Origin of the sequence: Arthrobacter sp. Bz4, from assembly GCF_003075455.1 — a bacterium.
Taxonomy (GTDB): domain Bacteria; phylum Actinomycetota; class Actinomycetes; order Actinomycetales; family Micrococcaceae; genus Arthrobacter_D.
In genome coordinates this window covers 24,985-48,283 of the sequence record NZ_QDAE01000011.1, presented here as the reverse complement: position 1 = coordinate 48,283, position 23,299 = coordinate 24,985, and the positions used below count along the sequence as shown (strand labels likewise).

The following is a 23,299-nucleotide window of genomic DNA, read 5'->3' as shown; positions in this document are numbered from 1 at the left end:
GCGCAACAGCCTGGTGCTAGGTGGCTTCCACATCGAACGGCGCCAGCTGGCCGGCGCTGAGCCGCGGTGACGTCGCGACTGACGGCAGCGGCCGTGACCGGGCTGGCGGCGTGACGGAAGCCGGGGCCGCCGGGTTCGGTGCTCCCCCGCTAACAGGCTTGAAAGCGTCCTGGACGTCGTCGATCAGGGCTTCCTTGATGATCCGACGCGGATCGTACTGGCGGGGGTCGAGCTTGCGCCAGTCGACGTCGTCGAGCTCCGGGCCGACTTCCTCGCGGAGCTGCTCCCGCGCGCCCGATGCCATCCGGCGGAGATCCTTCACCAGCCTGCCCAGCTGGGCGGCATACTCCGGCAGCCGTTCAGGTCCGAGAACCATGACGGCGATGACAGCCAGCAGCAAAAACTCGAGCCCGTTGATTCCAAACACTGAAGAAGACTACCTTTCGGCGGCGGCAGGAGCTATTTGGCTCACTGTCCCGAGGCTGGCTGTGCCAGCTTGTTGAGCCCTCGAAGAATCCTGCTCAGGGGGTCATGCGGAGTCGGCTCGGTGGGCGCCAGCCGGGAGTGCTCGGCCAGTACCAGTTGGCTAACAGCCTGCGGCATTTCTGCTGCGGGAAGACTCGAGACAACGGTGTAGGTTACCGACTGGGAATCGAGCACCACCTGCCAGGAGTGCCCCGGGTGGACCCAGATTTGGCGTTGCATCCCGCCGATGCGTTCGAATCCGTCGTCGACGACGGAGTTCCCCGTCAGTGCGTTGATGGGCGGTGACGCGACAGGTGCCCGGCCGTCGCCGAGTTTGCGCTGTTCGTAGATCGTGACTGAGTCAGTTCCGTCATTGAGCACCATCATGAGTGCCGGACGGTTCGCCACAGTGATGGCTTCCGCACCCGCCACGCTGAACCCCATCATTTCGAGGTCGGGGCAGTACCAGCCACCGCCCCTGAGCTCTTCGAGCTGGCTGGCATCCAGCAGGGTTGGGGTGTCGGAGGCAACCGACTGCCAGCCAGCCATCAGCGCCCCGCTTCGACCGCTGCCGGCGAGGACCTCATGCTCCGATTCGATGCCAAGGGCATAGGCACCGGTAAGCGTTGCGAGCGCGACCACGGCCAGCCCTCCGCTCACCGCCATCGGTGTGCGGTGGCGTGAGGCAAAGCCTGCCATCCGCCGGCTGGGTCCGTGCTTTTCCTGCCCGACGACGTCGGGCGCCACTCCGGGACGCGTCTCTGGGTGGCGCTGGGCGGTCGCCATGATGCGATCGAACAGATCGGCGTCGGGCCGTGGGATCTCTGAGCTTTGCAGCCGGTTTCGGACACCCCGATGCTCCCGCACGGTGTCCCGGCAGGAGGCGCAGCGGGCGAGGTGGCTTTCCACCGCCCTGCGGCGGTCCAAGGGCAACTCCCCGTCTACGAAATCAGCTAGATGCCGCTTCGGATGTCGCATGGCCGCTAACGGGCGCCCGCAATCCGGGGCAGCTTCATTCGGGGGCTTTTGGCAGCGGTCAGGGCCGGGTCGCGGTGAGCAAGCTTTTCGCGCAGCATGGTGCGCCCCCGGTGGATCCGTGAGCGCACTGTTCCCAGCTTCACCCCGAGGGCTTCAGCCACCTCGTTGTAGGCGAGCCCTTCCAGATCGCACAGGACCACAGCCGCCCGGAAATCGGGTGGGAGTTCTTCGAGGGCAGCCTGCACATCAATGTCGAGGTTGTTGAATTCAAACTGCGTTCCGGCCCGGGATGGGCGCTGGGCAGGCGGCTTTCGGCCTCCTCCGTCAGGCCATCGAACCTGATCCGGCTTTTCCGGCGAGCCTGATCCAGGAACAGATTGGTGGTGATTCGGTGCAGCCACCCATCGAGGGTGCCGGGCGTGAAGTTGGCCAGGGACCGGAAGACCCTGACAAACACTTCCTGGGTGAGATCCTCGGCGTCGAACTTGTTGCCGGTCAGGCGGTAGGCCAGCCGGTACACCTTCGGCGAATGGACAACCACCACTTCTTCCCAGGAGGGCGCCACCCAGGCGGCGTCCGTGCCTGCTGCTTCATCGGTGACGGTGGCAGCGGCCACCGTTGTTTGCGAAGTGGACATCAACCTCTCCTCCCAGTGTGAAACAGCATTTTGCCGTCTCCCAAGGTATTCGCGGCCAATGGTTCACCGGATGCCTGGAGCTTGAAATATTGCCCTATCAAGCTGGGAGATCGCTGGAAAACTGGTGTGCCCTGGCCTGCGAAAGCCCTGCGACGGCGCTCGGATTCCGTTGATCACCCAAATGGGCGAGGAGCCCCCCAACCAGTAGGCTGGGTACCAAAGCGAGAACGTCCCCTGAACGAGAAAACTGAACGGTAAATACATGAGCGCGGACAAACAAAGTAGCTGGTCATACGCCGAGGGGCTGCCCGACGAGGATGAAGTCCTGCTGCGTGCCCGGGACCGGTCCTACGAGCTTGGGGTCACGCCGGTCAGCACCGGTGTCGCGGCCGCGTTGACAGTCCTTGCTGCGACGTCAAAGGCACAGACAGTTGTGGAGATTGGTGCCGGGGCCGGTGTGTCCGGGGTATGTATCCTGCGCGGCCTGGGACCGCAGTCCGTCCTGACCACCATCGACTCCGACGTCGACCACCTCCGCGCGGCGAGAGAGGCCTACGCCGAGGCTGGCGTGCCGGGGAACCGGACACGCACCATCTCCGGCCGGGCTGCTGACGTGCTGCCCCGCCTCACTGACGCCGCCTACGATCTGGTCTTTATCGACGCAGACAAGGCCGGTCTGCCGCTCTACGCAAATCAGGCCATCCGCCTGCTGAAGCCGGGCGGCATGTTGATGCTCAACGACGCACTGGATCAGGATCGGGTGGCAGATCCGGCCATCCGAGAGGATTCGACCAACATTCTTCGCCAGGTGGGACGCACTATTCGCGACCACGAGCAACTGGTGTCGGCCATGCTTCCCACCGGCCATGGCCTGCTGCTCGCCGTGAAGATGCCAGCCATCCGTAAGTAGTCACTGCTGGGGTCGGTACCCTTGGGGCCGACCCCAGCAGCGCTGCCACTTTGGGCGACTACTCGGTGACCGTCAAAAGGCAGTCCTTGAGGTTGCCGGCTTCCTCCGCATTGAGTTCGACCACTAGCCGCCCGCCACCATCAATCGGTACCCGCATGATTAGGCTGCGGCCCTCTTTGGTGACTTCCATCGGCCCATCGCCGGTCCGCGGTTTCATGGCAGCCATAAAGGTATCCCTTCAAATGTGCGCGCCCGGGATCCCCGGCCGCCCGTCAACGAAAATTAACGTCAGTGACACGGCGGCATGCTGGCCCCCGCGCATTGATCCTCCACCATTATCCCGCACAGAGCCGGACTCGGCGAATCGCGGTGCGTTGTGGGTCACATCGAGCCCCGCACCCAGCAGTGCAGCAGATGGTCATTGACGTACCCGGTTGCCTGCATCATGGCGTACCCGGTAGTGGGACCAACAAACCTGAATCCGTGCGACCGCAGGGCCTTTGCCAGTGCCACCGATTCAGGGACAACCGCAGGCACGTCGGTCAGTGCAACCGGGGCGGGACGAGGTGCTGGCCGGTGCGCTTCAAGGATATTGGCGAGGCTTTCACCCGGTGGAAGAGCCAGCAGCGCCCGGGCATTCGCAATGGTTGCGAGGATCTTCGCCCGGTTACGGACAATTCCGGCATCCTGAAGCAACCGCTCGACGTCGTCGTCGTCGAATTCTGCCACCACGGCCGGTTCGAACTCCCTGAAGGCCGCCCGGAAGGACTCCCGCTTCCGCAGAATGGTAATCCAGCTCAGACCGGATTGGAAGGCTTCGAGGCTGAGCCGTTCAAACAGGGCTGCCTCCCCGGAGACGGAGCGACCCCATTCCTCGTCGTGGTAGGTCCGGTAATCGGCAGTAGCGTTGGCCCAGTCGCAGCGCACCCGCCCGTCCTCCCCGAGTGCCGCGCCGCTCATCGGCTGTCCTGGCGGGACCGTCGGAGGTCGGCAATGATCTCGTCCCGCTCGGCGAGCGCTGACGCCAGCTTCTCGAGGACCTCGTCGACCTGGTCCATCCGGTACCCACGCAAGGCGGGGGCGAAGCGGATTCTATCGATGTCGGAAGGGTGGGGGTCGTCGGGCAGCAGCACTGCGGGCAGGGACGGAGCGGGTTCGACCAGCCCCGCAGGATGCCCGGGGACCGTCAGATCCCCTCCCGGACGCTGCCGTCCGACGACGGCGAAAGCCACAGCACCCACCACAGCGATAGCAATAAACACCAGGAAAATACTCACCGTGTCAATGCTGCCAGAGTTAACGGTGCCATTGTTATTGGTGCCAGCGAATGGTCACGGTGACTTGTGTGATGCGGTGTCTGCCTGCACCAGCCGGACGGCTTCGGCTGGGTCGTCCACCAGATGCACCAGGTCCAGGTCCCTGGCGGAGATCATCCCGTTCGCCAGCAGGCTGCCCCTCACCCAATCCCAGAGCGGCGCCCAGAACTCAGTGCCCATCAGGACAATGGGGAAGGAGGTGACCTTCCTGGTCTGGACCAGGGTCATGGCTTCGAATAGTTCATCCAGGGTGCCGAATCCGCCCGGCAGGACGATGAACCCTTGCGCATATTTCACGAACATGGTTTTTCGGACGAAGAAGTACCTGAAGTTCACTCCAAGGTCCACCCACTCATTCATCCCATGTTCGAACGGCAGCTCGATGCCGAGACCAACAGAGAGTCCGCCGGCCTCGCAGGCTCCCTTGTTGGCCGCTTCCATGGCTCCCGGACCTCCACCTGTGATGACCGCATAGTTTGCTTCCACCAGGCGCCGGCCCACCTCCTCACCCATCGCGTAGAACGGCGAATCCCGTGGGGTGCGCGCCGAGCCGAACACACTGATAGCCGGCCCAAGCTCGGCGAGTGTCCCGAAACCTTCGACGAACTCGCTCTGGATACGCAGCACCCGCCACGGGTCCGTCTTGGTGAAGTGGTTCCCTCCCCCTGAGTCCAGCAGGTAGCTGTCAGATTGAGGTGCCTGGATCTGCCCACGGCGGAGCTCCACCTGGCCTCGCCGACGTGACGGGGTGGCGCGGGCGGCATTGGATTCTGGACTGGACAGGAATTCGTTGGAAGCCATCTTTTGAGCCTATCCGCCCTCCGCAACCCCTTTGGGTCTTGGTTGCTCTTGAGTCACGATTTACCAAATCGCAACAATCATGTGTTGCCAGCGGGCATTCGTTCGCTACATTCATCTCTATGACCAGTGATTTCGAAGCGAACTCGACCGCTGCACCATCATCTGAGACGCCGCTCGTGCTGCTGAAGAACGTCAACAAGCACTACGGCGAACTCCATGTGCTGCAGAACATCAACCTCGAGGTGGCCCGCGGTGAGGTGGTGGTGGTGATCGGACCGTCCGGTTCCGGTAAATCGACCCTCTGCCGTGCCATCAACCGGCTGGAAACCATCGACGACGGAGAGATCCGGATCGACGGCGTTAAACTGCCTGCCGAGGGCAAGGCGCTTGCAAAACTCCGCGCCGACGTCGGGATGGTGTTCCAGTCCTTCAACCTGTTTGCCCACAAATCCATCCTCGAAAATGTGACGTTGGGGCCGATCAAGGTCAAAGGCATGAAAAGTGCCGAGGCCAAAGAGCTGGCCATGTCCCTGCTGAAGAGGGTAGGGGTTGATAACCAGGCCCAGAAACTGCCAGCGCAGCTTTCCGGCGGTCAGCAGCAACGTGTGGCGATTGCCCGTGCGCTTGCCATGCAGCCGAAGGTGATGCTGTTTGACGAACCCACCTCCGCGCTTGACCCCGAAATGATCAACGAGGTCCTCGACGCGATGGTCACCCTGGCCAAGGAGGGTATGACCATGATCGTGGTGACCCACGAAATGGGCTTCGCCCGCAAGGCAGCGGACCGGGTGATCTTCATGGACGGCGGCCAGATCGTCGAGGAGGCCACCCCCGAAGAGTTCTTCACCAACCCCCAGAGCAACCGAGCCAAAGACTTCCTCGGCAAGATCCTGGCGCATTAGCCCAACAATTTTCATCAAGTCAGACGAAACGCAAGGAGAAATCATGCGCAAGACCCGTTACGCAGCAGCCGCCATGGCAGCTGTAGCAGCACTCACCCTTTCCGCCTGTGGCGGCGGGGACGAGGGTGGCGACGACACCGCGACAGATGCAGGCTCCGACAGCATCCGCATCGGCATCAAGTTCGACCAGCCGGGCCTGGGCTTCGATGAAGGCGGCGAGTACTCCGGCTTCGACGTCGACGTTGCCAAATATGTGGCCACCGAGCTCGGTTACTCCGAGGACCAGATCGAATGGGTCGAGGCTCCTTCGGCCAACCGCGAGAATCTGCTCTCCACCGAAGAGGTGGACATGATTTTCGCTACCTATTCCATCACTGACGAGCGCAAGGAAACCGTCGACTTCGCCGGACCGTACTTCGTTGCCGGCCAGGACCTCCTGGTCCGCGCAGACGACGAGGAAATCACCGGGCCAGAGTCGCTGACCGGCAAGAACCTTTGCTCGGTTGCCGGTTCCACCTCGGCTGCTCGTATCAACGAAGAGTTCGGCGCCGATGCCAACCTGGTTGAGCAGCCCGGCTACGCCGAGTGTGTCTCGCTGATGGGCGGCGGCCAGATCGACGCCGTCACCACCGATGACATCATCCTGGCCGGCCTCGCCGCGCAGGAAGCCAATGCCGGCCAGTTCAAGGTGGTGGGCAACCCGTTCTCCGAGGAGAACTATGGAGTTGGCCTCACCAAGGGCAGCGACCTGTGTGAAGATGTCAACGCCGCCATCGTCAAGATGATCGACGAGGGTGCCTGGGAAGAAGCCATCACGAACAACACCGAGGGCGCTGACTACACCTTCAACGACGAGCTGAACCCACCAGAGCCTGACGCCTGCGCCTAAGCTCGAGCCGTTTTTTTGCCTTGGTGGGGTAGCTTCGCGGCTGCCTCACCAAGGCTTTTCAACTTTACGGTTTTCAACACCACGGAAGAGGTGAACCATGGATAACTTCCTATCGCTCTTTGAGACGTACGACGTCGCTGGAGCGTTCTGGGTCAATATCCAGCTGACGTTTTGGGCCGCTATCTGGTCATTTATCCTGGGAACTATCCTTGCGCTCATGCGCATCTCGCCGATCGCCAGCCTGCAGTGGTTCGGCGCGGCGTATGTGAATATCTTCCGGAACACACCGCTCACGGTGATCATTGCCTTCGGTGTCCTCGGGCTGTGGGGACAACTGAATGTGGTCCTGGCCGAGGATTTCCAGGTGAATTTCCTCCGCCTGGCCATCCTGGGCTTGAGCATCTACCACGCGGCCTTCGTTTGTGAAGCGATCCGCAGCGGTGTCAACACCGTTCCCCTCGGCCAGGCAGAGGCCGCCCGCGCTATTGGGCTAAGCTTCCTGCCGGCCGCCCGCCTGATCATTCTGCCGCAGGCGCTCCGCGGTGCAGTTGCACCGCTGGGTAACGTCCTCATTGCCCTGACCAAGAACTCGACTGTCGCGTTCGCTGGATCGGTGATCGAGTCCTCAAACCTGATGAAGGAAATGATCGAGTTCAGGGGTGACCTCGTGATTCCCATCTTCTTTATCTTCGCCATGGGCTTCGTGATCATCGTTGTCCCCATCGGCCTTCTTACTACCTGGTTGTCAAGGAAACTGGCGGTGGCACGATGAGCGCTCAACAAGTCCTGTTCGATGCACCGGGACCGAAGGGCAAGCGCCGCATCCTTCTTGGCAATATCGCTGGCGTGCTGCTGGTGCTGGGCCTCTTAGGCTACGTAGTAGTAGCTCTGGCCGCCCAGGGCCAGTTCGAAGCCGCCAAGTGGACGCCCTTCCTCGAGTGGCGGACCTGGGAGTTCTTCATTCTCCCGGGCCTGCTCAGCACCCTTAAGGCCGCGGCGGTCGCAGTGGTCACTTCGATCGCGTTTGGGCTGCTGTTCGGAATCGGCCGACTATCCCATATCGCACCGATCCGCTGGGTTGCTGGTCTCGTCGTCGAATTTCTCCGTGCGGTACCCGTCCTGCTGATGATGATCTTCCTGTGGCTTGCCCTGGCTCAGGTTGGTTTCATCGATGATCCGATCTTTGTGGCAGTTGTGACGGCACTGACCCTGTACAACGGGTCGGTGATCGCCGAACTGGTCCGATCCGGAGTACATGGTCTTCCCAAGGGCCAGCGCGAAGCGGCGATGGCCATCGGTATGACCCCGGGCAAGTCCCTGCGGAGCATCGAGATTCCCCAGGCGCTGGTCGCGATGCTGCCAGCCATGGTCAGCCAGTTCGTCGTCATCCTCAAGGACTCCGCACTGGGCTACATCATCGGCTACGCGGAACTCCTCCAGTTCTCCCGCCGCCTCGGCGTCGGTGAAGGCAACCTGCTGCAGTCCCTCCTGATTGCTGCCTTCATCTTCATCCTGATCAACTTCGCCCTCTCCTCGGCAGCCAACAAGCTCTCCACGCTGCTGAGCTTCAGGACAGGTCGCAAGGTCAAGCAGACTGAGGATCCGGAACTGGCTGCAGCGGCTCCCGTGCCCTAGCCAGCCCACCGACTGCAATCAGCGCACGGCAAGAGTGCGGCTACACCTCAAGGTGTAGCCGCACTTTCATGTCTAATGGCTGCCTGAGCCCGCCGTCTGGGTGGGCTAGCCCAGCCAGGTCTTCAGCGCCCTCAGGCACTCGCGGATCTCGTCGGCGCTGACGTGCTCGTTATCCGAGTGCGCCAGCAGCGGATCACCCGGCCCGAAGTTCACGGCCGGGATGCCCAACTCGCTGAAGCGGGCGACGTCGGTCCAGCCGTACTTCGGTTTGGGCTCGGCACCCACGGCCGCCACGAAGTCTGCTGCCGCAGGATGGTGCAGCCCGGGGCGGGCGCCGGCGGCAGCGTCGGTGCGTTCGACGTCGTAGCCCTCCAGCACCGCCCGGACGTAAGCCTCGGCGTCGTCGGGCGACTTATCCGGCGCAAACCGGTAGTTCACCTCAACCACTGTCCGGTCGGGGATGACGTTCCCAGCCGTGCCGCCCTTGATCATCACCGCGTTAAGGCTCTCCCGGTAGGCGAGGCCATCCACGTCAACGGTGAGTGGTTCGTGGTCGCGAAGCCGGGTCAGGATGTCGCCAGCCGCATGGATGGCGTTCTCCCCCATCCAGGCACGTGCCGAGTGCGCTGCCCGGCCGGTGGTGGTGACATTGAAGCGGGCGGTGCCGTTGCAGCCGCCCTCGACGGTACCGTCCGTGGGTTCCAGCAACACTGCGAAATCGGCGGTCAACCAGTCAGGGAACCTGGTCACCAGCCTGCCAAGCCCACTCAACGACGCATCGACTTCCTCGTGGTCGTAGAACACGTAGGTAATGTCGCGGGCGGGTTCGGTCAGCGCTGCGGCGAGCGCCAACTGGACCGCCACCCCGCCCTTCATATCGGTGGCACCCCTGCCGTAGAGCACTTCGCCGTCCCAGGTGCTGGGGACGGTTCCCCGGGAGCCGGGAACACCTGGAAGGGGCACGGTGTCCAGATGGCCGGCGAGGATGACCCGTTCGGCGCGGCCCAGTGAGGTCCGCGCGATGATTGAGTCGCCGTCGCGCACCAGCTCCAGATGGGGGCAGGCCTGCAAGGCGGTTTCGACGGCGTCGGCGAGGGTCCGCTCATTGCCGGAGACGCTCTCAATGTCGAGGAGAGAGGCGGTCAGAGCTGCAACATCGGCAGAAAGGTCAAGGGCTGCGGGGAGGTTAGCGGTCATTGATCCAGCCTATCGCTCGGTAGACTTGAGGCCATGACTGAACGAGCCACAGCCCCCACGCCAGCAACCGATCCAGGCCCCCGCTCAGCCCACGGACTGGGTCTGGCGACCTTCGCCGCCAACCGCACCGTCCTTGATGTGTGGTTTCCCCGCCCCGAACTCGGCGACACATCGCAGGAGGATCTCAGAAGCTCTCTCGACGCCCTGGCCGGGAACGATGACCTGCGCGGCACCAGCCAGGAAGTCATTGCGGCGCACGCCGACCTGGATTCGGCGCCGACCGACGCGGCGGACGCATATCTTCGCCTGCACCTTCTGTCCCACCGGCTTGCAGCGCCCAACACCGTCAACCTCGACGGCGTGTTTGGGCTGCTGGCCAACGTGGTGTGGACCAACTTCGGGCCCTGCCCCGTCGAAGACTTCGAAAGCACCCGCCTCCGGCTGCGGACCCGCGGCACGGTAGTGGTCTACGGCGTGGACAAGTTCCCCCGCATGGTCGACTACGTACTGCCCGCCGGGGTACGGATTGCCGACGCCGACCGGGTGCGGCTTGGCGCACACCTGGCCGTTGGTACCACCGTCATGCACGAGGGTTTCGTCAACTTCAATGCGGGCACCCTCGGCCAGTCGATGGTCGAAGGCCGCATTTCCGCCGGAGTGGTGGTGGGCAACGGTTCGGACATCGGTGGCGGCGCATCCATCATGGGCACACTCTCCGGGGGCGGCAAGGAACGGGTGGCGATCGGCGAGCGGTGCCTTCTCGGCGCTCAAGCCGGCATCGGGATTTCCCTCGGCGACGACTGCGTCGTCGAAGCCGGCCTGTACATTACTGCTGGCACCAAGGTCACCCTCCCGGACGGGCGAGTGGTCAAGGCCGCCGAGCTCTCCGGTGAGTCCTTCCTGCTGTTCCTCCGCAACTCGGCGACCGGCGTCGTCGAGGCACGTCCGCGCAGCGGCCACGGGATCGCCTTGAACTCAGTGCTTCACGCCAACTAGGGACCCGTGGCTTACTCGAAAGCCGAAGCGCGTCGCCGTCGTCGGGTGAAGACGACGCTGGTTCTGGTCGTGCTGCTGGCGGTGCTGTCCGGTGGCATCTATCTGGCCGTCAGCCAGGTGAACACGTCGGAAGTCCTGGTGCGGGAGCGCTGCACCGCCGTCGTCGGCGACGATACCTACGAACTTGGCCTCGAACAGGCCGAGAATGCCTCGCTGATCGCCGCTGTCGCCGTCACCCGTGGGCTGCCGGCGCGGGCCGCTTCCATTGCGCTCGCGACGGCGGTCCAGGAGTCGGGGCTCCGTAACCTGGACTACGGTGACCAGGCCGGACCGGATTCGCGCGGGCTCTTCCAGCAGCGGCCATCGCAGGGCTGGGGCACCGACGCCGAGGTACAGGATCCCCTCTACGCGGCCGGGGCGTTCTACGACGCGCTCGTGCTGGTGCCCGGCTACGAGGCCCTGCCCATCACCGAGGCGGCGCAGGCCGTGCAACGCAGCGCCCTGCCGGATGCCTACGCCGATCACGAGGCGGAGGGGCGCGCTTTTGCGTCGGCCCTGACCGGCAACTCCCCTGCCTCCCTGAACTGTGTCCTGCGGGGCACCGACCAGGTGGGCGATCCGGCCGCTGTGCAGGCCGCCGCCGAACAGGTTTTCGGCCCCCTCGAAACGTCACTGGACGACGACGGGGCGCTCAGTTTCGCTGCTTCCGGAACCCAGGGCTGGGCAACCGCGCAATGGGCGGTCGCAAACGCCAAGGCGCTGCACATCGAAGCGGTGTCCTATGGTGGTCTGCAATGGACCAGGTCAACTCACGGCTGGGAAGCCGCTGAAACAACGACTGGGCTGATTGTCGTCGAGCTGGCCTTGGCGGACGCCTGACCGGGGTCCTAGGCGAGCAGTTCCACGACCGGCCGAACGTAGCTAGTGAAGGCTAGTGCGTCGTCGGAGAGGTCCTGGCTCATGAGAAGCGTGGCTGGCTCAACGAACCAGGCACGCGGTTCGCTGAGCGGAAGTTCGACCACCTGCAAGGTAAACGCCCGGGAGCTCCGGCCCAACTCCAGTTCCCGCTCCTCGACCAGCTGCTCGAACGGGTCTCTCCGCCGAACCTTTCCCCTCCGGTGTTTCAGGGCGGCATACTCTGCCCTCCGCTCGCGTGACCAGTCGATCGCCGCACCATAGTGGGCTTGAGCCAGCAGCTGAAGGGCGGGCAGGGACGCCAGCTCCGGAAAATGCGGTGCCGTCGCCTCGGCGTCGAAACAGTCCGCCACCAGCTGACGCCACCACGTCTCCCATTCAATCCGGAGCACCGTCAGGCCCCCGGCGTCGTGTACCAGTTGGCTGGGGTCTACCCGATGCACCGAGGGGACCAGCTCGGACACCACCGGGACCCCGACAGCGTCCAACCCAGCGCAGTCCCTCAAATACAGGGAGAACAGCATTACCGGCGACGTGTCAACAACAATGTGCCACCCATGACCACCCGCGGTCATCAACCAATCATCCTTTCTGGGGCGAATCCTCCGGCCTCCCCGGCAGAGACTCGACCTATTGAATCCAAGGGTAGACCGAACGCCCGCGACCCTCTACCCGTGAAGACCACCGATATCCCAGTAACAAACTAGGCTGGAAGCATGAAAATTCTTGTTACCGGCGGCAGCGGCTACATCGGCTCGCATACGACGCTCGCCCTCCTTGAAGCTGGCCACCAGGTGGTGGTTGTCGACAATCTCATGAACTCCTCTGAGACCGCCCTTGACCGGGTCAGGGAACTGAGTGCGAAGGCTCTTACCTTCCACAAAGTGGATCTCCTCGACGAGGCAGCACTCACGGCGGTTTTCGACGCAGAAGCTGTTGATGCTGTAATCCACTTCGCTGGTTTGAAGGCGGTGGGCGAGTCAGTGGCCAAGCCGCTGCATTACTATCACAACAACGTCGGTGGAACGCTGAATCTGCTCCGGGTCATGGATGCAGCACAGGTAAGGACACTGGTTTTCAGCTCTTCCGCCACCGTCTACGGCGCTTCGGAAGAGGTTCCGCTGATCGAGAAAATGCCGCTTGACGCGGTCAATCCCTATGGCCGCACCAAGGAACAGATCGAGGACATCCTCTCGGATCTCGGTGCCGCCGATGGCCGATGGAACATTGCTTTGCTGAGGTATTTCAACCCGGTCGGGGCCCACGAATCCGGGCTGATTGGGGAGGACCCCACTGGCATTCCCAATAACCTGTTGCCCTTCGTGGCCCAGGTGGCAGTGGGGCGCCGGGAGAAAGTGATGGTTTTCGGCAACGATTACCCCACCCCCGATGGCACGGGCATCCGCGACTACATTCACGTGGTGGACCTGGCAGCCGGGCACCTGGCGGCGCTGGATTATCTGACCACCCACGCCGGGGTGCACCGCTGGAACCTGGGCACCGGCAACGGGTCATCGGTGCTTGAGGTACTTGCGGCCTTTTCCGCTGCTGCCGGGCATGAGATCCCCTACGAATTCGCGGCCCGGCGGCCCGGCGACGCGGCGGTCAGCTATGCCGACCCGTCAGCCGCACTGGCGGATCTCGGCTGGTCGGCCCACCGCTCCCTGCAGCAGATGTGCGAGGACCATTGGCGCTGGCAAAAACACAATCCCCAGGGCTACTCGGACTAGTAGTCGCCCGGCGGCTTCCCCGCGTTAACCGCGACGGCCGGTCACCTGCGAAGGTGACCGGCGTCGTCGTAAGCGGTAGGTGCGGGCTATCTTGCGGGGTAGTTGCGCGCTGCTTCGCCCGTGTAGAGCTGGCGGGGGCGACCAATCTTGGTTTGCGGGTCCTGCATCATTTCACGCCACTGGGCGATCCACCCCGGCAACCGGCCGATCGCGAACAAGACGGTGAACATCTTTTCCGGGAAGCCCATCGCCTTGTAGATCAGGCCGGTGTAGAAGTCTACGTTCGGGTACAGCTTGCGTTCGATGAAGTAGTCATCGGCCAGGGCCTTCTCTTCGAGGCGCATCGCGATGTCGAGCAGTTCGTCATTGCCGCCGAGTTTGCCAAGAATGTCGTGGGCGGTGGCCTTCACGATGGTGGCGCGCGGGTCGTAATTCTTGTAGACGCGGTGCCCGAAGCCCATCAGCTTCACGCCGTCTTCCTTGTTCTTGACCTTTTCCATGAAGTCTTCGGGCTTCATGCCCTTGCCCTGGATATCGCGGAGCATGTTCAGTACGGCTTCATTGGCCCCGCCGTGCAGCGGGCCGAAGAGCGCGTTGATACCGGCAGACACCGAGGCGAACATGTTGGCGTGCGAGCTGCCAACCAGGCGAACCGTTGAGGTGGAGCAGTTCTGCTCGTGGTCGGCGTGCAGGATCAGCAGCAGGTCGAGGGCCTTGACCATCATCGGGTCCAGGTCATACGGTTCCGCGGGCAGCCCGAAGGAGAGCCTGAGGAAGTTCTCGACCAGGTTCATCGAGTTGTCCGGGTACAGCATCGGCTGGCCGATTGACTTCTTGTGTGCGTAGGCGGCGATGACCGGCAGCTTCGCCATCAGGCGGAAGGTGGAGAGCTCCACCTGTTCGTCGTCGAACGGGTCGAGGGAGTCCTGGTAGAACGTGGATAGCGCCGAGACGGCCGAGGACAGCACCGGCATGGGGTGCGCGTCGCGGGGGAAGCCGCCGAAGAAACCCTTGAGTTCCTCATGAAGGAGCGTGTGCCGGCGGATGCGGTCGTCGAAGGCGGCCAGTTCGGTGGGGGTCGGCAGGTTCCCGTAGATCAGCAGGTAGGAAACCTCAAGGAAGCTGGAGTGCTGGGCCAGCTGGTCGATTGGATATCCGCGGTAGCGCAGGATGCCCTGGTCGCCGTCAATGTAGGTGATCGCCGAGGTGGTGGCCGCGGTGTTCATGAAGCCCGGGTCGTAGGTGACGGCGCCGGTCTGCTTGAGCAGCTTCGACACGTCATAGCCATTGTTGCCTTCAGCAGCATTGACCATCGGGAGGCTGAGTTTCCCTCCGTCATAGTGCAACGATGCACCGTTTTGCTCGGTCATTGAACTCTCCTCTAGGAGTGGTGGCATGCATTGGCTTGCGACACCTTCGCACATTCAACTAAAACGCTACCGGTAGGGACACCCGGAGCGCTAATCGGCGATCCCGTTCGCCGGACGCTGCATCTACTGGGCTTACTGGGCCGCGGACAGCCTTTGGACTGCCGCATCGATGGCCTGGTCGGAGCCGGTCAGCGCGACCCGGATGAATCCCTGGCCAGCATCGCCGTAAAAAGTACCCGGCCCAACGATGATCCCCAGCCTGGCGAACCGTTCCACAGTGGTCCAGGTGTCTTCGCCCGCGGTAGCCCACAGGTACAGGCCCGCCACCGAATCCTCGAGCCGCAGTCCGAAGCCCTCCAGCGCGGGGATCAGCTGGTCCCGACGTCGCCGGTACAGGTCCTTCTGGGCTTGCACGTGCTCGTCGTCGTTGAGTGCGGCGCGCATGGCTTCCTGGACCGGGAACGGCACGATCATCCCGGCGTGTTTGCGGGAGTTGACCATGTTGGCAATCAGGTCAGGATCCCCAGCAGTGAACGCGGCCCGGTAGCCGGCCATGTTGGATTGCTTGCTCAACGAGTAGACGGCGAGCAGGTTGCTGTGGCTTCCCCCATTGACGCGGGCGTCCAGCACGCTGGGGACCGGTTCGCCGCCCCTGGCGCTATCCCAGTCGCCCCAGCCGAGTTCCGCGTAGCACTCGTCGGAGGCGACGACGGCGCCCAGCGCGCGTGCTTCGGTCACGACGTGTGCGAGGTCGGTGGCCGAGAGGACGCGACCCGTCGGGTTGGCGGGCGAGTTGACCCACACCAGCCGGACACGCGCCCTGGTCTCCTCATCAAGGGTGGACAGGTCATCGGCGGCGACTGCCGTGGCACCCGCAAGTTCCGCGCCGATGTCATAGGTGGGGTACGCGACTGTCGGGCGGACGACGACGTCGCCCTCGCCCAGCCCGAGCAACGTTGGCAGCCAGGCGACGAGTTCCTTGGACCCGACCGTCGGCAGGACATCCAGCGGATCGAGCCCGTCAACGCCACGGCGGCGGGCGAACCAGTTGCTAACCGCGGACCTGAGCTCGTCAGTGCCGTGGGTGGTGGGATATCCCGGGGCGTCGGCCGCAGCGGTCAACGCCGCCTGGATGACCGCCGGGGTTGGATCGACTGGCGTTCCGATGGACAGGTTCACGGCCCCACCGGTGTGCTGCTTCGCCAGAGTCACGTACGGTGCCATGGCGTCCCAGGGGTAGTCAGGGAGCGCGATCCCGAACTGTCGGCCGCCGTCGTGGGTGGTCATGCGCCCTGGATCTGGGGCGGGAGGGCCGCGATGATCGGGTGGTCTTTGCCGGTGTTGCCCAGCTTCGCGGCGCCGCCGGGTGAGCCAATGTCGTCGAAGAACTCGACGTTGGCTTTGTAGTACTCGGCCCACTGCTCGGGGGTGTCATCTTCGTAGTAGATGGCTTCCACAGGGCAGACCGGCTCGCATGCGCCGCAATCGACGCACTCATCCGGATGGATATAGAGGGAACGTTCGCCTTCGTAGATGCAATCTACTGGGCATTCCTCGATGCAGGCCTTGTCCTTCAAATCCACGCACGGCTGTGCGATTACGTAGGTCACTTCCCACGCCTTTCCAGTTGGGGCTGTCGTTCCGGTTCCAGCTTAACGCAATGGCCCGGTGCAGCCGCATCGTGTGCTGGTTCAGCCCTATGAGCCCCACCACTACCAACGCTGCCCACTACGCTGATCACATGGACTCCCCCGCACGCCACCTGCTCACACTTCCCGTGGGGACCCGCGTCGTGGTCAGGTATCGCCTTGACGATGGGCTCACCGACGCGCTCGGGGAGCTGGTTCAGATCGATGAGCAGACCTGTACCGTGCGGACCAGGCGCCACGGCGACGTCGTCGTACCCCTCGAGCTGGTAACCGCCGCCAAGCCTGTGCCTCCCCCACCCCCGCGGCGGCCTCGACGCTTCTAGGCCCAGCCGGTCAGCACTCCTGCCCACTGCATGCGGGTGATTTCCCCCTGGCAGCACCCCATCACTGGGAACGATCAGTGCGAAGGAACACTTCAACGTGATGCGGGCTACTGAGCAACCTTGTCGGGGAGCTTCTTCATACCCCAGAAGCCCCCGCCCAGCACGGGAATGGTCGCCACGAGAGTTCCCGCCACCCCGATCCACATTGTCGGGAGGATCCCGAGCTGCTCGCCCAGCACTCCCGCGAGGAGGCCAGCGATCGGCATGACCCCCCACACCACAAACCTGATGGACGCGTTCATCCTGCCGAGCAGCCTCGGGGGACAGACCCGCTGGCGCATGCTGACCTGCATGATGTTGTAGGCCAGGACGCAAAAGGTCATCCCAGCCTCCCCCACAATGAGCAGAGCCAACGCGGTAGGCTTCGACGGCGCGAGTGCAGCCAGCGGCACCAGCATCAGGAAGGCGCTGCTGGCCAGGGACGCGAGCGGGATCACGGTCCCCTCACCGATCCGTGCCGCAATCCAGGGGGTTGCAAGGGCGCCCGCCAGCCCGCCCACCGCAGCGACCGAAAGGATCAGGCCGAGCGCTGCCGCCCCCAGGTCGAGGTCCCGCAGGATCAGCAGGGGCAGCAGGGTGAAGAGCAGCGACGCGAAAAAGTTGACGCCGGCAGTGCAGGCCGCGACGCGCCGGATCAGCGGATGCCGCCAGACGAAGGAAAGTCCCTCCTTGATTTCGACGGCAAGCGGACGCCGGTCCGCAACTGGCGAACGCTGCTCCTCGTCCCGGGTCCGGAGCAGGAACACGGCCGACAGCAGATAGCCAGCTGACTGACCGACGACCAGCAGCGGCGCACTGAGCAGCTGCAATAGCCCGCCGCCCAGTGCGGGCCCACCCAGCCTGGAAATCTGGGCGGTCGACTCGAGCTTCGAGTTGGCACTGGGCACCTGGTCGCCTGCCACCAGCACGGGAACGTAGCTTTGGTAGGCGACATCGAAAAACACGGTTGCGATGCCGACGACGCCGGCCACCAGGCAGAGGTGCCAGATGGTAAGCGAATCCACCCACCAGAGCAGGGGGATCGCGAGCATCGCGACCATCCGCACCAGATCCGCCCCGATCATGACCCGGCGTTTGAGCCAGCGGTCAACCCAGGCTCCGGCGGGTAGCCCGACGAGCAGGAACGCTGCCGTGCCGCTGGCATTGAGCACACCGACTTCAAACTCGGAGGCACCCAAAAGCAGAACAGCGATGACCGGGAGGGCAAGATGCCCGAGTTGGGTTCCCAGCTGGCTGATGGCTTGTCCGGCCCAGAAATTGAGAAAGTTCCGATCGCGAAGCAGGGACGGCGGCGGGGATTCGGTCTGGGTGGTCACCGTCACAGTCTGCGTGCAGTGATTGACTACTGTCAATCACTGGGTCGGCCTGACGTATCATTTAGGAATGGATACTGATGAGGATGTGCAGGCCCGCGGCCGAGCGCTCAGCTCCCCCGTTAGGCTCAGAATCCTCCGGCTGTGCCTTCATAAGGGCAGAACCAACAAGGAAATCGCTGAGCTCCTCGACCTTAATCCGGCGACCGCACTGCACCACGTACGGACCCTCCTGGCAACCGGGTTCCTGACGGCCGAGGAAACCCGCACCGGCAACCGCGGCGCCAAGGAAATTCCCTACCGGGCGACCGGACTGTCATGGCGAAGCAGGATTCCTAATGCTGCGCCGGTGCTGGTAGAAACTTTCCTGCAGGAGATTGACGGGCTGAATCCGTCGGAGATTGATGTCTGGCGGCTTGGTGTCCGTTTGAACGAAACAAACCGCTCCGAGATGATGCGCAGGATCCGCGAGATCCTAGAGGAATACGCAATCCGCGATTCAGACACCGACGGCACCGCCACGTCCATCATGTTGGCCCATCATCTGGACCGCAGCGCGGACTAGCCGACACGGCCTAGACCGGACGGATAGCTCGCCGGGGCCGCAGCACCCACCAGGACACCATCGAAGCGGCGACCGTGACGACCGCCAGGCCAAACACCCAGATGCTTCCCGCGACCGCAGACGGCAAGAGTGGTTCCATCCCCAAGTCAGTCAGCACCAGCGGCTGATCCTCGCTGGCGGCAAACAATCCCACCACCAGGTAAGCGACTCCACCCACCACCGGGGCAAAATATACATTGCGAGCCCACAGCGCCACGAAAACGGCGACACTCCCTGCCAGCAGCACTGCCGCGGCCGCGCCCACCGGAAGGGTGAGGCCGTCAAAGTCCCACTGCTGGCCATGGAGGGCGGTTCCCAGGACTGCCACAGCAAGCCCCAAAGCGAGCGAAACGAGAAACGCCCACCACAGGGGAATTACCTGGTGGTGGGCGTTTCCACGGGCGGGGCGATCCCCCACCGCGGTGCCCATTGGCTGGCTGACGACGACGGCTGGGCGCCGGTCGTCGTCGTCAGTCAGTGCCGATGAGCGATCCTGCAAAACGGTCGAAGGCTAGACGCGGGCGCGTGAACGAGCCGCGCGCATCCGCTCGTTGGCATCGAGGATCAGCTTGCGGATCCGGATCGACTCCGGAGTCACCTCAACACACTCGTCTTCGCGGGCGAACTCCAACGACTCTTCAAGGGTCAGCTTGCGGGGAGGGGTGAGGTTCTCGAAGGTATCCGATGAGGCTGCACGCATGTTGGTGAGCTTCTTTTCCTTGGTGATGTTCACGTCCATGTCATCGGCGCGTGAGTTCTCGCCAACGATCATGCCCTGGTACACCTCGGAGGTGGGCTCCACGAAGAAGGAGCCGCGTTCCTGCAGGTTGATCATGGCGAACGGGGTAACGACTCCGGCGCGGTCAGCGATCATCGAGCCGTTGGTGCGGTACTCGATGTCCCCGGCCCAGGGCTCGTAACCCTCGGAGTAGGAAGCAGCGATACCGGCGCCGCGGGTGTCCGTGAGGAACTTGGTACGGAACCCAATCAGGCCACGGGCGGGGACGATGAATTCCATCCGGACCCAACCGGTGCCGTGGTTGGACATGTTGGTCATGCGGCCCTTGCGGGTCGCGAGGATCTGGGTCACTGCGCCCAGGTACTCCTCGGGTACGTCGATGGTCATGTGCTCCATCGGCTCGTGCACCTTGCCGTCGACCATCCGGGTCACAACCTGAGGCTTGCCGACCGTCAGTTCGAAACCTTCACGACGCATCTGCTCGACGAGGATAGCGAGTGCAAGCTCGCCACGGCCCTGTACTTCCCAGGCGTCGGGACGCTCTGTGGGAAGAACCTTCAGGGAAACGTTACCGATCAGTTCACGGTCCAGGCGATCCTTCACCTGGCGCGCGGTCACCTTGGCGCCCTTGACCCGGCCGGCGAGCGGCGAGGTGTTGATACCGATGGTGACCGAGATGGCCGGGTCATCGACGGTGATCAGGGGCAGCGGCTGGGGGTTGTCAATGTCGGTCAGGGTCTCACCGATGGTGATGTCCTCGATGCCGGCGACGGCGACGATCTCGCCCGGTCCGGCGGAATCGGTAGGCACGCGATCGAGGGCGCGGGTGGCCAGCAGCTCGGTGATCTTGACTGACTTCAGCTCACCGTTCTGACGGGCCCAGGCGACGGTCTGTCCCTTACGCAGGGTGCCGTTGAAGATACGCAGCAGGGCGAGACGGCCCAGGAACGGGGATGCGTCGAGGTTGGTAACGTGCGCCTGCAGCACACCGTCCGGGTTGTACCGGGGCGCTGGGATGTGATCGATGATGGTCTTGAACAGTGGCTCAAGGTTGTCATTCGACGGAACCGTGCCGTCAGCCGGCTGCTCGAGTGAGGCTGCGCCTTCACGGGCTGCCGCGTAGACGACTGGCACGTTGAGAACCGAGTCGAGGTCCAGGTCCGGAACTTCGTCGGCGAGGTCCGAGGCAAGGCCCAGGAGGAGGTCCATTGATTCGCTGACCACTTCATCGATCCGCGAGTCGGGACGGTCAGTCTTGTTGACCAGCAGTACCACTGGGAGCTTCGCGGCGAGGGCCTTACGCAGCACGAAACGGGTCTGGGGCAGTGGGCCTTCAGAGGCATCCACCAGCAGGACAACGCCGTCGACCATTGACAGCCCGCGTTCCACCTCGCCACCGAAGTCGGCGTGGCCCGGGGTGTCGATCACGTTGATGGTGATGGTCTCGCCATTGGCAGAGGGCCCGTCGTAGAACACGGTGGTGTTCTTGGCCAGGATGGTGATGCCTTTTTCGCGCTCGAGGTCACCGGAGTCCATGACCCGGTCTGCCACGTCGCCGTGGGCTGCGAAGGAATTGGTCTGCCGGAGCATGGCATCAACCAAGGTGGTCTTTCCGTGGTCAACGTGGGCCACGATGGCAACGTTGCGGAGGTCGCTGCGAACAGCTGTGTTGCCTGTGGTTTCAGACATGCGTAATGACTCAATTCAGTAATCTTGAGGGGAATCTAGCGTTATGAGGACGGCGCCTGCTTGTACCAGTCTAAGCTCTCAGGAAAAAATGCCCTAACGCGGCGATCAGCTCGGGTCAAAATAGCAGGTCCTCGGTGTTCCACGCAGAAACGGCCCGCCCCTGAAGGGCGAGCCGTTTCCGTGTCCTACCCCGGTGAACAATGGGGCAGCTCTTTAGCTAAAGTGCTAGGACTTTTTGGAGCGGGAAAGCTTCCAGCGCCGGGCCCCCGAGTTTCCGGCTGCCCCCCGTGGAGCTTCCTCGAGGTGGTAATCCGCCAGCTGATCCTGGATCTGCTGATCCATCCGATCAGACATGTGTTCGCTGACATGGTCGTTGACCTGATCGGCAACAGCTATGCGTGCCTGGCGCCGCTGGGCACGCAGGAAATCCTGGTGCTCCTCGTGGAATGCCTTGACCGTGGCAATGCACATGAAGATCATCACCACACTGAACGGCAGTGCGGTCAGGATGGCCGCCGTCTGGATGGAGGCCAGTCCATCATCGCCAACCAGGAGCAGGGAGATTGCTACCGTAGCGGCGGCAACGGCCCAGAACGCGCGGATCCAGTGGTTGGGATCCGGGTGCCCGCCGGTTGAGATCATGCTCATCACCAGAGCACCGGAGTCCGCCGAGGTGATGAAGAAGATTGCGATCAGGATGATCGCCCCGATCAACAGGATCGGACCGCCGGGTAGGTCTGTCAGGAGCCCGAACAGCGCGTTATTGGTATCCACCGCACCGTCTTCCCCAACCAGACCGCCGTTGCCGAACAGCTCGCGGTAGAGGGCTGATCCGCCGAGTACCGAGAACCAGAGGAAGGTGAGCAACGTCGGAACGAGCAGCACGCCGGCAACGAATTCGCGCACGGTACGGCCCTTGGAAATGCGGGCGATGAAGATGCCTACGAACGGGGCCCAGGAAATCCACCAGCCCCAGTAGAAGGTGGTCCAGGCCGACTGCCAGGCTTCGCCGTCGGCTCCGGCAAAGGCGAGGGTGTCGAAGGTCAGACCCACAACGTTCTGCAAGTAGTTACCAATGGACTGAACGAACTCACGGAGCAGGAACAGCGTTGGGCCGGTGAAAAGAATGAAGAGAAGCAGCACGCCGGCGAGCACCAGGTTGGTGTTGGACAGCCATTTCATGCCCTTGCCTACGCCTGAGATAACTGACACCAGGGTCAAGGCTGTGATGCACAGGATGAGACCAACCTGGGTGAACTTGGTTGCTTCCATGATGTTGGCGGTATCGAGCCCCGCCGACATCTGGAGAACGCCGAGTCCCAGGGAGGTAGCGACGCCAAATAGGGTGCCAACCAGGGCAACGATGTCAATGGCGTCGCCCCATTTGCCCTTGACCTTGTCGCCCAGCAGAGGTTCGAGGGTCCAACGAATGGAGATGGGACGACCGCGGCGGTGCACCGCATAGGCAATAGCGAGGCCTACTACTACGTAAATGCTCCAGGCGTGGAGGCCCCAGTGGAGGAAGGTCTGGGTCAGGGCTTGCTGGGCAAGCTCAATGCCGGTCCCTTCTGTCCCGGGCGGGGGTGCAGCGAAGTGGTTCAGCGGTTCAGCGACGCCCCAGAAGACCAGGCCAATGCCCATGCCAGCAGCAAAGAGCAGCGCAAACCAGGACATCAGCGAGAATTCCGCCCGGTCCTCGTCCTTACCAAGACGGATATCGCCGAAGCGACTCAGGCCGACCCAGAGCGAAAAAACAACGAACATGGCAACGATGGCCACGTAGTACCAGCCGAACGCGCTGATGACGTTCGTCTGGATGGCGCCGAAGACTTCGGCGGCCGTGGAGGGGAAGATGAGGGCGAAGCCCACGAACACCACGATAAGCGCAGCGGCCGGAATGAACACCGCTTTGGACAGCCGTGAAGCTGGCTGCGGTTTCCCTTCCGTGGGATGGCCATCTGACTCGCCGGGTGGACTATCGGTTGCCGGATTTCCGGACCTGAGGGACATTCGGGTAACTCCTCATGCTTCTTGTTTTAAGGTGAGAATGACTATTGACAAGGCTCTACCTAGCAGTAGGGCCTAACCCAGCGTACAGAAGGACCGGTCCCGATGCACAAGGCCGGCTTAACGCGAGAACGACGGCGACCCATCCGCGGAAGGGATGTGTCGCCGTCGTTC

General features: G+C 63.2%; 25 protein-coding genes and 1 pseudogene. 10 read left to right on the top strand and 16 right to left on the bottom strand.

All coding sequences use genetic code 11. The features are described from left to right. Window positions 1-16: 16 nt before the first annotated feature. The 3 genes and pseudogenes from DDA93_RS10025 to sigE all read right to left on the bottom strand — a co-directional run bounded on the left by DDA93_RS10025 (window position 17) and on the right by sigE (window position 2,080). The gene (locus DDA93_RS10025) at window positions 17-427 is read right to left on the bottom strand and encodes a sec-independent translocase (RefSeq protein WP_019481650.1); all 411 of its coding nucleotides are present in this window, start codon (window positions 425-427) and stop codon (window positions 17-19) included. A gap of 41 nt (window positions 428-468) precedes the next feature. Then, window positions 469-1,443 (bottom strand): zf-HC2 domain-containing protein, encoded by a 975-nt coding sequence (locus DDA93_RS10020; protein WP_116778683.1) that lies wholly within the window; start codon window positions 1,441-1,443, stop codon window positions 469-471. Between the two features lie 5 nt (window positions 1,444-1,448). Continuing rightward, window positions 1,449-2,080, bottom strand: a pseudogene (gene sigE / locus DDA93_RS10015) (RNA polymerase sigma factor SigE). Between the two features lie 262 nt (window positions 2,081-2,342). Here sigE and DDA93_RS10010 point away from each other — a divergent pair. Then, window positions 2,343-2,990, top strand: coding sequence for a class I SAM-dependent methyltransferase (locus DDA93_RS10010; protein WP_019481647.1), 648 nt, complete (start codon window positions 2,343-2,345; stop codon window positions 2,988-2,990). Between the two features lie 58 nt (window positions 2,991-3,048). On the opposite strand, the gene DDA93_RS10005 is transcribed toward DDA93_RS10010, so the two are convergent. From DDA93_RS10005 to DDA93_RS09990, 4 genes are all read right to left on the bottom strand, one after another. Beyond that, window positions 3,049-3,216, bottom strand: a complete 168-nt coding sequence (locus tag DDA93_RS10005; RefSeq protein ID WP_019481646.1) for a DUF3117 domain-containing protein — start codon at window positions 3,214-3,216, stop codon at window positions 3,049-3,051. Between the two features lie 155 nt (window positions 3,217-3,371). Beyond that, a complete protein-coding gene (locus DDA93_RS10000) occupies window positions 3,372-3,950 on the bottom strand; it encodes a DNA-3-methyladenine glycosylase I (RefSeq protein ID WP_024476022.1) in 579 nt (192 codons plus the stop codon). Continuing rightward, the gene (locus DDA93_RS09995; protein ID WP_019481644.1) at window positions 3,947-4,267 is read right to left on the bottom strand and encodes a DivIVA domain-containing protein; all 321 of its coding nucleotides are present in this window, start codon (window positions 4,265-4,267) and stop codon (window positions 3,947-3,949) included. The genes DDA93_RS10000 and DDA93_RS09995 overlap by 4 nt, the downstream gene beginning before the upstream one ends. A 54-nt stretch (window positions 4,268-4,321) precedes the next feature. Next, window positions 4,322-5,107 carry a TIGR00730 family Rossman fold protein gene (locus tag DDA93_RS09990; protein WP_019481643.1) on the bottom strand — a complete coding sequence of 262 codons (786 nt, stop codon included), beginning with the start codon at window positions 5,105-5,107 and terminating at the stop codon, window positions 4,322-4,324. Between the two features lie 119 nt (window positions 5,108-5,226). Between DDA93_RS09990 and DDA93_RS09985 the strand changes: the two genes are divergently transcribed. The 4 genes from DDA93_RS09985 (at window position 5,227) to DDA93_RS09970 (ending at window position 8,533) form a co-directional block, all read left to right on the top strand. Further along, complete coding sequence (locus DDA93_RS09985) at window positions 5,227-6,009, top strand: amino acid ABC transporter ATP-binding protein (protein ID WP_024476021.1); 783 nt, start codon at window positions 5,227-5,229, stop codon at window positions 6,007-6,009. 43 nt (window positions 6,010-6,052) lie between these two features. Beyond that, window positions 6,053-6,898 carry a glutamate ABC transporter substrate-binding protein gene (locus tag DDA93_RS09980; protein WP_019481641.1) on the top strand — a complete coding sequence of 282 codons (846 nt, stop codon included), beginning with the start codon at window positions 6,053-6,055 and terminating at the stop codon, window positions 6,896-6,898. 97 nt (window positions 6,899-6,995) lie between these two features. Beyond that, window positions 6,996-7,670, top strand: a complete 675-nt coding sequence (locus DDA93_RS09975) for an amino acid ABC transporter permease (protein ID WP_019481640.1) — start codon at window positions 6,996-6,998, stop codon at window positions 7,668-7,670. Then, window positions 7,667-8,533: an amino acid ABC transporter permease gene (locus DDA93_RS09970; protein ID WP_024476020.1), complete on the top strand. Its 867-nt coding sequence runs from the start codon at window positions 7,667-7,669 to the stop codon at window positions 8,531-8,533. The genes DDA93_RS09975 and DDA93_RS09970 overlap by 4 nt, the downstream gene beginning before the upstream one ends. A 105-nt stretch (window positions 8,534-8,638) precedes the next feature. On the opposite strand, the gene dapE is transcribed toward DDA93_RS09970, so the two are convergent. Beyond that, a complete protein-coding gene (dapE, locus tag DDA93_RS09965) occupies window positions 8,639-9,730 on the bottom strand; it encodes a succinyl-diaminopimelate desuccinylase (RefSeq protein WP_116778682.1) in 1,092 nt (363 codons plus the stop codon). A 33-nt stretch (window positions 9,731-9,763) separates the two neighbouring features. Here dapE and dapD point away from each other — a divergent pair, with 33 nt between their 5' ends. Together dapD and DDA93_RS09955 are read left to right on the top strand one after the other, a co-directional pair. Then, window positions 9,764-10,726 (top strand): 2,3,4,5-tetrahydropyridine-2,6-dicarboxylate N-succinyltransferase, encoded by a 963-nt coding sequence (gene dapD, locus DDA93_RS09960; protein ID WP_019481637.1) that lies wholly within the window; start codon window positions 9,764-9,766, stop codon window positions 10,724-10,726. A gap of 6 nt (window positions 10,727-10,732) precedes the next feature. Then, complete coding sequence (locus tag DDA93_RS09955) at window positions 10,733-11,605, top strand: hypothetical protein (protein ID WP_243400584.1); 873 nt, start codon at window positions 10,733-10,735, stop codon at window positions 11,603-11,605. A gap of 8 nt (window positions 11,606-11,613) precedes the next feature. Here the strand turns inward: DDA93_RS09955 and DDA93_RS09950 are convergent, their stop codons facing one another. Further along, window positions 11,614-12,216 (bottom strand): hypothetical protein, encoded by a 603-nt coding sequence (locus tag DDA93_RS09950; RefSeq protein WP_019481635.1) that lies wholly within the window; start codon window positions 12,214-12,216, stop codon window positions 11,614-11,616. 141 nt (window positions 12,217-12,357) lie between these two features. On the opposite strand from DDA93_RS09950, the gene galE reads away from it, so the two are divergent. Next, complete coding sequence (gene galE / locus DDA93_RS09945) at window positions 12,358-13,371, top strand: UDP-glucose 4-epimerase GalE (protein WP_116778680.1); 1,014 nt, start codon at window positions 12,358-12,360, stop codon at window positions 13,369-13,371. 86 nt (window positions 13,372-13,457) lie between these two features. On the opposite strand, the gene DDA93_RS09940 is transcribed toward galE, so the two are convergent. The 3 genes from DDA93_RS09940 to fdxA form a co-directional block, all read right to left on the bottom strand. Continuing rightward, the gene (locus tag DDA93_RS09940) at window positions 13,458-14,741 is read right to left on the bottom strand and encodes a citrate synthase (protein WP_019481633.1); all 1,284 of its coding nucleotides are present in this window, start codon (window positions 14,739-14,741) and stop codon (window positions 13,458-13,460) included. Window positions 14,742-14,873: 132 nt separating this feature from the next. Beyond that, window positions 14,874-16,028 (bottom strand): succinyldiaminopimelate transaminase, encoded by a 1,155-nt coding sequence (dapC, locus tag DDA93_RS09935; RefSeq protein ID WP_116778679.1) that lies wholly within the window; start codon window positions 16,026-16,028, stop codon window positions 14,874-14,876. Next, a complete protein-coding gene (gene fdxA / locus DDA93_RS09930; protein WP_116778678.1) occupies window positions 16,025-16,351 on the bottom strand; it encodes a ferredoxin in 327 nt (108 codons plus the stop codon). Before fdxA ends, dapC begins: the two co-directional genes overlap by 4 nt. A gap of 89 nt (window positions 16,352-16,440) precedes the next feature. On the opposite strand from fdxA, the gene DDA93_RS09925 reads away from it, so the two are divergent. Further along, window positions 16,441-16,713: a hypothetical protein gene (locus DDA93_RS09925; RefSeq protein WP_243400583.1), complete on the top strand. Its 273-nt coding sequence runs from the start codon at window positions 16,441-16,443 to the stop codon at window positions 16,711-16,713. Window positions 16,714-16,820: 107 nt separating this feature from the next. Here the strand turns inward: DDA93_RS09925 and DDA93_RS09920 are convergent, their stop codons facing one another. Beyond that, complete coding sequence (locus tag DDA93_RS09920; RefSeq protein WP_243400582.1) at window positions 16,821-18,089, bottom strand: MFS transporter; 1,269 nt, start codon at window positions 18,087-18,089, stop codon at window positions 16,821-16,823. Between the two features lie 67 nt (window positions 18,090-18,156). Between DDA93_RS09920 and DDA93_RS09915 the strand changes: the two genes are divergently transcribed. After that, entirely contained in the window at window positions 18,157-18,651 is a 495-nt protein-coding gene (locus tag DDA93_RS09915; protein WP_116778676.1) for a winged helix-turn-helix domain-containing protein, read from the top strand. Window positions 18,652-18,661: 10 nt separating this feature from the next. Here the strand turns inward: DDA93_RS09915 and DDA93_RS09910 are convergent, their stop codons facing one another. From DDA93_RS09910 to DDA93_RS09900, 3 genes are all read right to left on the bottom strand, one after another. Beyond that, window positions 18,662-19,189: a hypothetical protein gene (locus tag DDA93_RS09910; RefSeq protein ID WP_116778675.1), complete on the bottom strand. Its 528-nt coding sequence runs from the start codon at window positions 19,187-19,189 to the stop codon at window positions 18,662-18,664. 12 nt (window positions 19,190-19,201) lie between these two features. Next, complete coding sequence (gene typA, locus DDA93_RS09905; RefSeq protein ID WP_116778674.1) at window positions 19,202-21,118, bottom strand: translational GTPase TypA; 1,917 nt, start codon at window positions 21,116-21,118, stop codon at window positions 19,202-19,204. Between the two features lie 225 nt (window positions 21,119-21,343). Then, on the bottom strand, window positions 21,344-23,128 hold the full coding sequence (locus tag DDA93_RS09900; RefSeq protein WP_116778673.1) for a BCCT family transporter: 1,785 nt from the start codon (window positions 23,126-23,128) through the stop codon (window positions 21,344-21,346). Window positions 23,129-23,299 lie beyond the last annotated feature (171 nt).